Genomic DNA, 12268 nt, shown 5'->3' with positions numbered 1-12268 from the left:
GATGACTGCAAACATTAAAGATATATACGCGCTTTCCCCTACCCAGCGGGGGATGCTCTTTCATACGCTTTATTCCCCTGATTCTGGGGTCTACGTTGTGTCCTATAGTTGTACGTTTCAAGGTGCAATTGACGTCGCTTTATTCGAGAAGGCGTGGAACAAAGTCATCGAACGCCATGACATTTTACGTACCGGTTTCGTATGGGAAGATATCGAGAAGCCTGTGCAGGTCGTCTATGATCAGCTTCACGTTTCACTGGAGCAATACGATTGGCGCGGAATGATAGAAGATCAGCAGCAGGAGCGGTTTGATGCCTATTTACGCGATAACCGCAGCAAAGGGTTTCAATTATCTGAAGTACCACTGATGCGATTGTCGCTTATCCAATTACAAGAGGATTGTTACCAGTTCGTATGGATGTTCCATCATATTTTGTTGGACGGCTGGAGCATCTCCATCGTTATGGGGGAAGTGTTCGCCTTCTATGGCGCATTTATTCAAGGACAAAACTTGCGATTGCCCGGCATCCGTCCATATCGGGACTACATTGCATGGAATCAGAAGCAGGATGTGCAGCAAGCGGAGCAGTTCTGGCGAAATCTGCTGCAGGGGGTCGGCGCACCGACCTCCCTGCCTCCAAGCCGTATAAAGGGGAACAGCGGATACGAAGAAATTGGTACTGCGTTATCTGTAAACGTAACAAATGAACTGCGCAATTTGGCGCGTCAGCATCAATTGACACTCAACACTTTCGTACAGGGGGCATGGGGGTTGCTGCTATCTCGATATACGAGGGAGCAAAATGTAATTTTCGGAGCTACTGTCTCCGGTCGTCCCGCGAATCTTCCAGGTGTTGAATCAATGGTCGGTCTGTTCATTAATACGCTGCCTGTGCGAGTGAACGCTGATCCGCAGATGGATGCCATATCGTATTTAAAACAATTGCAAGAGCTTCAAGCGAGCATTCGAGATTATGAATACTGCCCGCTGTCCGATGTACAGGCGTGGAGTGAGGTAGCACGCGGTCAAGCGCTCTTTGAAAGTATTATTGTGTTCGAGAACTATCCCATTCAGCAAACGAAGGAAGAAGAACGCGGCCTGCTGAATATGATTACAAGGATTCATTCGGAAGAGCAGACAAACTATCCGCTCACGATAAGTGTAGTTCCTGGCGATTTTCTGGAACTATCCATTTCATATGATCGCAGCATATTCGACAAAGACATGATTCAGCAGATGATAGCGAATTTACATACGGTGCTTGAGGCGATGGCTGCTTCATCGACACAGGCGTTGGCATCCATTCCTATCCTTACGCCTGAGGATCGTGAACAAGTGCTTGCGATCTCTGCTGGCGAAGTTATTGATTATGACGCAAGTGGCTGCGTGCACGAGCTTATACGTGAGCAAGCAGAACGCACTCCTGATGCATTGGCTGTCGTATGTGGGGCTGTATCGATGACTTATCGGGACTTGAATGGCCAAGCGAACCGAGTCGCAGCTTATTTGCGCCAGCTAGGGGCAGGTCCGGGCAAGCTGGTTGGTCTGTTCTGCGATCGCTCAGTGGAGCTGGCGATAGCGCTGCTGGGTGTCTTGAAGGCGGGTGCTGCATATGTGCCGATAGATCCGGCGTATCCACAGGAGCGCATTGCATACATGATCGACGATGCACAGATGTCATTCCTGCTGACGAAGACGGATCTTGCATCGCAATTGCCAGTGAATAGTGCAACAGTGATTTGTCTTGATGCAGAGCGTGATGCAATCTCTGCCCAATCTGGCGAAGAATTGGAAGCCGATGTAACTGGAGATCATCCTGCCTATGTCATTTATACATCAGGTTCCACGGGGGTGCCGAAAGGCGTTGTCGTTCCGCATCGAGCGATGCTTAATCACAATCTAAGTGCAGCAGCGCATTTTGAATTGACAGCAGCGGATCGCGCATTGCAATTTGCAACGATTAGCTTCGATGCGGCTGTCGAAGAATTTTTCCCGACATGGATTCACGGGGCAGCTCTCGTCATGATGCCGGAAAGGTTAATGAGTCCGGCCGAATGCTGTCAACTGGTGGAGCTGCATCAGATAACGGTGCTTAACTTTCCTACAGCATACTGGCATGAATGGGTAAGCGAGATGGCAGAAGGGACGATCTCGCTGCCATCAACGGTACGCGCCGTTATTGTCGGTGGTGAACGTCCATCACCGGAACGGCTTGCTGATTGGCAGCGTATCGTTGGCAATCAAGTGGCATGGTATAACACCTATGGACCGACCGAAGCAACTGTGAGCTGCACAGTATATCGTGCTATTGATGCAAGTTCAGATGACGAGCTTGTTTACGAAGAGATTCCGATTGGCAGACCTATCGCGAATACCCGTATTTACATCTTAGATGAGAACAAGGATCTGGTACCGATTGGGGTGCCCGGTGAGATGTATATTGGCGGGGCAGGATTGGCCCAAGGATATCTTCATCGGCCAGAACTGACAGCGGAGCGATTCCTTCCGAGTCCATTTGAAGACGGAGAACGATTGTATCGCACCGGGGATATCGGTCGTTATCTGCATGATGGTCAACTTGAATTCTGGGGACGGGTTGATTATCAGGTGAAGATCCGCGGCTTCCGCATTGAGCTGGAGGAGATCGAGGTTGTACTGCTGCGCCATCCGAAGGTGCGCCATGCGATTACGATTGCGCATGCAGATCAGCGTGGTGACAATCGACTGGTTGCTTATGTGGTGCTGCGGGAAGAGGAGCACTTGGAAAATGGCGAACTGCGTCATTATGTGATGGAGCGGCTGCCTGTATATATGGTTCCTGCTGCCATAGTCATATTGCCTGAGCTTCCTCTTACTCCGAGCGGAAAGGTTGATCGCAAAGCGCTGCCAGCGCCTGATTTCTCTCAATTAACTAGAGAACAGGAGTATGTAGCGCCGCGTAATGGCGTTGAGGAAACTCTTTGCCGCATCTGGTCTGAAGTGCTGGGGGTTAATCGTGTCGGCATTTACGATAATTTCTTTGAGCTTGGCGGGGATTCGATTCTGTCTATCCAAGTGGTCTCGAAGGCAGCTCAGGCTGGATTATCGTTGTCACCGCGGCATATCTTCGAGCATCGCACCATCTCGGAACTGTCTGCTGTGGCGAAGTCAGCTGGGATATCCGCAAACGAGCAAGGCATGGTAACAGGGCCGGTTCCGCTAACTCCGAATCAACAGTGGTTTTTCGAGCAAGACATTACGAATCGCCATCAATGGAATCAAGCGATGTTCCTTACAGTCGAACAGCCGGTGCATGTCGTTGCGATGGAGCAAGCGGTAGCGCGGCTTATCGAGCATCATGACGCCTTGCGTATGCACTATACGCTGACAGAGGATTCAACTTGGGTGCAGCACATGGGTGATCGGCTTGAGAAAACACCGTTTGAGCGGGTGGATCTGTCACATGTACCGTCAGACGAGCAGCAAGCAGTGCTGGAGTACAAGGCTGAGGAATATCAACAAAGTCTAAGTTTGAATGGGCCGCTGATCAGAGTTGTGTTGTTCGATCTTGGCCGCCAAGAACGAGCTCATTTGCTCATTACGATTCATCATCTGGTCGTTGATGGTATGTCTTGGCGTATCCTGTTGGAAGATTTGCAAACCGTCTATGAAGCGTTCGTAAAAGGAGAACAGGCGGTGCTCCCACCGAAGACAACCTCGTTCAAGCATTGGTCTGAGCAGCTTGTCAGCTATGCACAATCGGGCGCACTTATGCATGAAGTGAACAATTGGGTAGAAGCTTCGCCTTCACAAATAGCAGCTCTGCCGACCGATTATGAGCTAGATTCGCGAACAGACAAGCTGGTAAATACAGAAGCTTCAACCGCAACTATGGCAGTTGAACTCAGTGAGGCGGAGACACAGTCTCTTTTAAGAGAAGTTCCAAACGCATATCGTACACAGCTTAGAGATGTACTTGTAACGGCACTTGCTCACACGATAGCGGAGTGGACCCAATCCGAGTCAGTTGCTATCGATATGGTAGGGCACGGCCGAGAAGAATTAATGGATGGTGTTGACCTATCACGAACGGTTGGCTGGTTTACGTTTGTATATCCGATCTACCTTGAGATCGATCGTTCTACAGCAGCTAAGCTGGGGGATGCCATTATTCGTACAAAGGAGCGACTTGCTGCGATTCCGAACAACGGTATCGGATACAGCATATTGCGCTGTTTGGGTGATGAGGCGAGTAGAGAGGCGCTGCGTCATTTACCGCAGGCGGCAATCAGCTTCAACTATTTGGAACAGACGAATCAACAACAGAAGCCAGGAGATGGCGAAGGCAGATTCAGCATCGCCACCGAATCGTCGGGTTCTGTATTGCATACAGCGAATAAAAGAACATATTTGCTCGATATCAACGCCATGATCGTCTGCGGCAAGCTGCATATGACGTGGTCGTACAGCAGCGATTTGTATAAGAGCGAGACGATAGAGGAGCTGGCTGGCGAGTATGTTACTGCGCTGCGCGCGCTTATCGCTCACTGCCTGTCAGCCGAAGCGGGCCGTTTTACACCTTCTGACTTCCCGCTGGCGGCTTTGACCCAGGAACAGCTGGATGAGCATCTTGCCAGCTATCGCCAGATCGAAGATATCTATTTGATCTCGCCGATGCAGGAAGGGATGCTGTTCCATGCCATATACTCGCCAGACTCGCAGCTATACTTTGAGCAGTCGAGCTTCGCTCTGCAAGGGAAGCTGAACATAGATGCATTCGAGCAAGCTTGGCAGACAGTGCTCGATCGCCATTCGATATTGCGCAGCGGATTTATGTGGAACGGCGTGGACAAGCCACACCAGTTCGTACTCCGCTCACTTCAAGTGCCGTTTGAACATCAGGATTGGCGAGGAATGGAACAGGAAGAGCAAACAATTCAGTGGGAGAAGCTTCTTGAGCAGGATAAGGAACGGACATTTGATCTTGCAGCACCTCCGCTGATGCGATTTGCGCTCATTCGTACAGAAGAGCAACTGTACAAATTCGTCTGGAGCTTTCACCATATTTTGTTGGATGGTTGGAGCGTGCTTACATTACTTGGCGAAGTGTTGACAAGCTATAATTCGCTCGTTCAAGGGAAGGAGATTCAATTGCTTCCCGTTACTTCAGCCTATCGGGATTATATTGCATGGCTGCAAAGGCAAGATATGCAAGCAGCGGAGGCTTATTGGCGTACGCAGCTAAGCGGCTTCGCTGCTCCAACAGCCCTGCCGATTGAGCGTCGCAAAGGTGAACAGCAAGAGCAAGGCGAGACGAAAGTGACTTACACACTTTCTGCAAAGGCAACAGCACGCTTGCAAGCAATGACAAGGCATTATGACTTGACAATAAGCACCTTAATACAGGGTGCTTGGGGATTATTGCTCAGTCGCTATGCGAACGAAGAAGATGTGCTATTCGGCACGACGGTTGCTGGACGACCGACGGAATTACCGGGCTTCGAATCAATGATTGGCTTATTTATTAACTCGTTGCCGGTGCGTGTAACGGTCGATGAAGAGCAACCCGTTCAACAGTGGTTGAAGCAGCTTAACAAGCAGATGGTCGCTATTCGCCACCAATTCGAGTATAGCCCGCTCGCTCAAGTGCAAGGCTGGAGCGATGTGCCTAACGGAATTTCGTTGTTCGACAGTCTTGTTGTTTTCCAGAACTATCCGGTGCAGGATGTGCCGGAGCAGGATCATCCGGATGCGCTGCAGCTGCACAGCTTCCGCACGTCCGAACAGACAAACTATCCGATCACCTTGGTTGCGGAATCTGGCGATGAGCTGCAACTGCAAGTGTTGTTCGATCCGAAGCTGTTTACGGCTTCTAGCGTAGAGCGTATGCTGGTACATCTAGGAACACTGCTGCAGGAGATGGCGAATCGGCCAGCACAGAAAATTGGCAATCTGCAGCTCCTCTCTGAACAGGAGCGCAAGCAGACATTGGTGGAGTGGAACAGCACTCATACCGAGCTCCCGCTTGACAAGACTGTTGCGGAATGGTTCGCAGAGCAGGTGCGGATACAGCCGGGCGCTGTTGCGATTGTATCTGAGAAGCAAGCCGTCACTTACGGCGAGCTAAGCCGCATGGCTGAACGATTAGCGCACAGCTTCATTCAAAATGGTGTTGCAAGTGGCGATATTGTAGCTATCTGCATGGAGCGTTCTATTGAATCAGTAGCAGGTATGCTTGGCATCTGGAAGGTAGGTGGGGCCTACCTGCCGCTAGACTCGACTTATCCACAGGAACGCCTGTCATACATGCTCGCCGAATCGCAAGTGAAGGTACTGCTAACGCAAGAGCGGGTACGTGAGCAGCTGCCTCCATTCGCTGGGCGTATCGTAGTGGTAGAACAGGAACTGCAGGCTGAAGTGGGTGACGGTGCTGAAGTGAATGGAGGATCTGAAGCTGCAGAAGAAGCTGTAAATGCTCAAGTCCAGCTTCCTCCAGCAGCTGGCATGGATCAACTGGCATACGTCATATTTACTTCCGGATCGACAGGTCAGCCGAAAGGGGTAGAGATTACCCACCGCGGCTTGATGAATCTGATCGGATGGCATCGCCGGACATATGACGTTCAGGCAGCCGACCGGGCAACAATGCTGGCAGGTGTTGCTTTCGATGCTTCCGTCTGGGAGTTGTGGCCTTATGTAACGGCAGGAGCCAGCATCTATATTGCAAATGAAGAGACGAGACTGAATCCGGTCGCTTTACGCAACTGGCTGCTCGAAAATGAGATTACACTCTCCTTCATTCCGACGCCGCTCGCTGAGCCGATGCTGACGCTGGAGTGGCCGGATAGATGCAAGCTGCGCGCCATCCTGACTGGTGGTGATCGACTTGCTCAATATCCGCCAGATACACTGCCGTTTGCCTTGCATAATCACTACGGCCCATCGGAATCGACTGTTGTTGCCACGGCTTGTCAAGTTCCGACGCAGTCCAGCAAGTCACCTATCGAGAGTGCTCCATCCATCGGCCGACCGATCGCCAATATACGGGTATATATATTGGATCGCAAGCTGCGTCCGGTTCCGCAAGGAGTGCCAGGCGAGATGTATGTTGGTGGTGAGGGCCTTGCCCGCGGTTATATGAACCGTCCCGATCTGACGGCAGAGCGGTTCATCGACAGTCCGTTTGTACAAGGAGAACGGCTGTATCGAACAGGCGATCTTGCCAGACATTTGCCAAGCGGTGATATTGAATTTCTTGGACGCAATGACGATCAGGTGAAAATACGCGGCTATCGCATAGAGCTGGGTGAAATTCATGCGGCCATTGCGGAGCATGCAGCAGTACGAGAGGCTTCCGTCGTCGTACGTGAGGATCGTCCAGGTGATAAGCGATTGGTTGCATACATCGTGCTGCATCAGAAACAGCAGGATGACCAGCATGACGGAGCAGTCCATTCCGTCCGCAGCTACTTGCAGGAACGGCTCCCTGATTACATGGTGCCGCTGGCTTTCGTCACACTTGATGCCCTGCCGCTGACGGCTAACGGCAAGGTAGATCACAAGCAACTGCCTGCACCTGCATGGGAACAGATGTTGAATGCGGTCTCATATGTCGCGCCGCGCAATGAGGTAGAGCGCAGCTTGACAGCTATATGGGAAGAGGTACTCGGTCTTGAGCAGGTTGGCATTCATGACAACTTCTTCGAGCTCGGCGGGGATTCGATATTGAGCATACAGGTGATGTCCCGTGCATCACGCGAAGGCATTCGCTTAACACCAAAGATGATCTTCGGACATCCTACGGTAGCACAGCTCAGCGAAGTTGCCGAATGGTCTGAGCGTACGGTAGCGGAGCAAGGACTGGTTACTGGGCAAGTAGAGTTGACTCCGATACAACAGTGGTTTTTCGAGCAGCCACTTGCTCATAGACATCACTGGAATCAAGCGATGATACTGACTGTACAGCAGCCTGTGCATGTGCAAGCATTGGAGCTGACAATACAAGCGCTTGTGGCCCATCACGATGCATTGCGGATGCGCTTCATGAAGGAAGGTCAGGACTGGAGACAGAATAATCTTGGCTTGGACGAAACGGTCATCCTCGCAACCGAAGATTTGTCGCAGCTCTCGGAATCAGCTCAGTATGAAGCAATTACATTATTGGCGGAAACTGTGCAGAGCAGCTTGAATGTTGAACATGGGCCGCTCATGCGTGCAGTGTTATTCAATCTTGGGGCTAATCAGCCGTCTCGATTGCTGATTGTCACTCACCATCTGGTCATTGATGCGGTGTCGTGGCGCATTATACTGGAAGATCTCGAAGAGGCGTACACACAGGCGTGCCAAGGTATTACGCCACAGCTGCAGCCGAAGACAACTTCCTTCCAGCAATGGAGCGCGCAGCTGCAGCAATACGCGCAATTGGAACAGACACGCAAGGAGGCCTCGTATTGGCTTGCATTGACGGAGCGGGAGTTCGCTTCACTGCCTGTCGATGCTCGTCTGACGGACAACGACCGAAGATCGCTGAACACAGCAGCATCGTCCCGTACTGAAGCGGCTGCACTAACGAAAGAGGAAACCCAGGCACTGCTGCAGCAGGTGCCGGCAGTATATCGCACACAGATTAATGATGTCCTGCTTACTGCTCTGATGCTGGCAATGCGCCAATTCACAGGTCAATCTTCGATGTTGATCCATATGGAAGGCCACGGCAGAGAGGAGATTGCGGATGGAGTGGACGTATCCCGTACCGTTGGCTGGTTTACATCCATATATCCAGTGTACTTGGAGCTCGCTCCGGATACAGCTCTGGGTGAAGCACTCTGCTCCATAAAGGAACAGCTTCGTCAAGTCCCAGAGCGCGGATTAGGGTATGGTGTACTTCGTTATCTGTCGGACGATCAACAACTGAGAGCCAAGCTGCAATCGCTGCCTACGCCTGAGATCAGCTTTAACTATTTGGGACAGTTCCATCAGCTGCAGAAGGAGGCAGCAAGCATATTCGGTGCAGCTTCGGAAGATTATGGAGTCGTTCAGAATCCGTCCGATCCGCTCGCCCATCTGCTGGACGTAGCGGGAATCATTGTGGAAGGGCAACTGCAATTGACTTTATCTTACAGCAGCAATCTATTCCGTGAAGAAGAGATGCATGCACTGATTGTGCATTTCGCGCAGTCACTGCGTTCTCTAATCGCACACTGCCAATCAGCGGAAGCAGGTAAATTTACGCCTTCTGACTTCCCGCTTGCCCGTCTGTCACAAGTAGAGATTGACCGCCACCTGACGAATACAGAACAGATTGAGGATGCATACGGCTTAGCTCCGGCTCAAGAGGGGATGCTGTTCCATTCGATCTATGCGCCGTCATCCGGCGTCTATATTCAGCAGGTTAGTTTCACGCTGCAAGGCAGTTTGAATCGGCAGGCGTGGCAACAAGCGTGGAAGATGCTGTGCGATCAGCACCCGATACTGCGGACAGCCTTCCTGTGGGAAGGAATATCTGAACCGCATCAAGTCGTTTATCCGCGCGTCACGATACCGTTCACTGACCTTGATTGGAGTGGGTACGGGGCAGAGGAGCAATCCGCTCTGGTTGCTGAATTTTTACGAGAAGATAGGGTGAAAGGGTTCGTTCTGGATAATGCGCCGCTTATGCGCATGGCTATGATCCGATTGTCTGACGATTGCTGCCAATTCATCTGGACGTTCCATCACCTGCTGCTTGACGGCTGGAGCACACCGATCATACTCGGTGAGCTGGCTACCATCTATCATGCGCTCTGCAGCAAGCAGCCGCTTGAATTGATTGCCGGAAGACCGTATCGCGACTATATCGCTTGGTTATACAAGCAAGATGAACATGAAGCGGAGCAGTTCTGGACAGACAAGTTAAGAGGATTCACTGCGCCGATACGGCTACCTGTAGAGCGCTCACAGACAGCGGAAGCTGCTGGCAATAAGGATGTCGAGCACCTGCTCTCTAAGGAAGTGACTCAACGCTTGCAGCAGTTGGCGCGTCAGCATAATGTTACGTTGAACACAGTCGTGCAAGGCGCATGGGCCATTTTGCTGTATCGATATACAGGTGAGACGGATGTTGTGTTCGGTTCTACGGTCGCAGGAAGACCAGCGGATCTTCAAGGCTCAGAGCAGATGGTGGGATTATTCATCAACACGCTTCCTGTGCGCGTGCAAGTCAACCCTGATGAAGCAGCTCAGAATTGGCTGAGAAGATTGCAAGATCAGCTGGTCGAGCAGCGCGAATATGAATTCTGTCCGTTAGTAAAAATTCAGAGTTGGAGTGAAGTACCGCGCGGAATCAGCTTATTCGATTCGATTGTCGTGTTCGAGAATTATCCGATTGGGCCGCCAGCTGAGCAAGCAGGTGAAGGAGTAGTCATTACGTCATCTGAGACAATCGACCAGACGAATTACCCATTGATGGTGGCCGCAGTCCCAGGGGAAGAGCTGTCCTTGCGTATTGCTTATGATACGGCCCGTTATGGGGACGATGCTATCAGTCGTATGATGGGGCATCTGATTGCACTGCTAACCGGTCTAGCAGCGGATTGGAGCCAAACTGTAGCTCGTCTGCCGATACTGACTGAAGCTGAGCGCAATGAACTGCTGCCTGCAGAACCGATCTCGATACCAGCTGCGGACGTTCGCTGCATTCACGAATGGTTCGAGCAGCAGGCCGCAGCACGACCAGACAACATTGCTGTTGTTTATGAGAAACATGCACTGACCTACACTGAACTTAACGAGCAAGCGAACCGTCTCGCTCGTTATTTACAGAAGCAAGGAGCAGGCCCTGAAACGATGGTCGGCTTGTGCATGGAGCGATCGCACAACCTGATAGTTTCCATTCTTGGCATTCTCAAGGCGGGAGCCGCTTACGTGCCGCTTGATCCGGTGTATCCGGCAGAACGTCTCAGCTTTATGCTGGAAGATTCGGAGACACCGCTGGTGCTGACACAAGCACAGCACCAAGATTCATTGCCAATAGTTGGAGTACGGATGATCTGTCTGGATGCGATACAGGACGAGCTTGCGCTGGAGAGTGGTGACAACTTGGGCACAACGGCTGCTCCAGACAATCTTGCTTATGTTATTTACACCTCAGGCTCAACCGGCAAGCCAAAAGGGGTTGCCGTATGCCATGAGCATGTCGTGCGGTTGTTTACTTCAACAGAGGCTTGGTACGGTTTCCATGAACAGGATGTATGGACGTTGTTCCACTCGTATGCCTTCGATTTCTCAGTTTGGGAAATGTGGGGAGCACTGCTGTACGGTGGAAAATTAGTTGTTGTTTCCTATTACACGAGCCGTGCAACGGATGAGTTTTATCAATTGCTTGCAGCGGAACAGGTTACGGTGCTGAATCAGACGCCATCCGCTTTCCAACAGCTGATTCGTGCAGAGGAGCGAATGGGAATTGCGGACTTAGCGCTTCGTTATGTCATATTTGGCGGTGAGGCATTGGATCTGCCTGCACTTAGCCCTTGGTTCGAGCGCCATGGAGAGGACTATCCGACGTTAGTCAACATGTATGGCATTACCGAGACGACGGTCCATGTCACCTATCGACCGATTACGATGAAGGATGTGTACGAAGCAAGTGGAAGCCTGATCGGCAAGCCGATTCCCGATTTGCACATTTATGTGCTGGACAGTGCACTGCAGCCTGTGCCTGTTGGTGTGACAGGGGAGATGTATATTGCTGGAGCTGGTGTGACGCGAGGTTATCTGAACCGAGCCGAATTAACCGCAGAAAGATTCATTCCGAATCCGTTCAGCCAACAAACGGAGGCGCGCATGTACAAGAGTGGGGACTTGGCTTGCTGGAAGGCAAATGGAGAGCTTGAATATGTAGGGCGCGCCGATGAGCAGGTTAAAATTCGCGGTTTCCGTATTGAGCTGGGTGAGATTGAGTCCGTGTTGGCTCAATATCCCTCCGTACGTGAAGTAACGGTAATGGCTCGTCAAGACGGAGAGGAAGACAAGCGGTTAGTCGCCTATCTGACTACCGAGGATACAGACATCACAGTAGCCAGTCTTAGAGCCCATCTCGCTAACAGACTGCCCGACTATATGATTCCAGCGGCATTTGTGCTCATGGATGCATTCCCGCTCACCAGCAACGGCAAAGTAGACCGCAAAGCACTTCCGGCTCCCGAGATTTCTCACCTTGATTTGAAGCGAAGCTATGTAGCACCGCGCAATCCGACGGAGGAGAAATTATCGGCAATCTGGGCAGAAGTAATGGGCATCGAGCGGGTCGGA

Annotated in this window: 1 protein-coding gene (only partly in view); it reads left to right on the top strand. The window is 51.4% G+C overall.

Annotated features, from left to right (window positions below; all coding sequences use genetic code 11):
• The first annotated feature begins 1 nt into the window (after position 1).
• Positions 2–12268, top strand: the 5' portion of a protein-coding gene (locus ACQ5BJ_RS04415; RefSeq protein ID WP_430108781.1) for an amino acid adenylation domain-containing protein. Its footprint extends 273 nt past the window's final position; 12267 of the gene's 12540 nt are visible here — the first part of the coding sequence; the start codon lies at positions 2–4; its stop codon lies off the right edge, out of view.

This window comes from Paenibacillus sp. B1-35, assembly GCF_050474385.1.
In the GTDB taxonomy this organism is placed as follows: Bacteria; Bacillota; Bacilli; order Paenibacillales; family Paenibacillaceae; genus Paenibacillus_B; species Paenibacillus_B alvei.
Note: the sequence above shows the minus strand (reverse complement) of the source record. Positions and strands in the feature narration are given on the sequence as shown.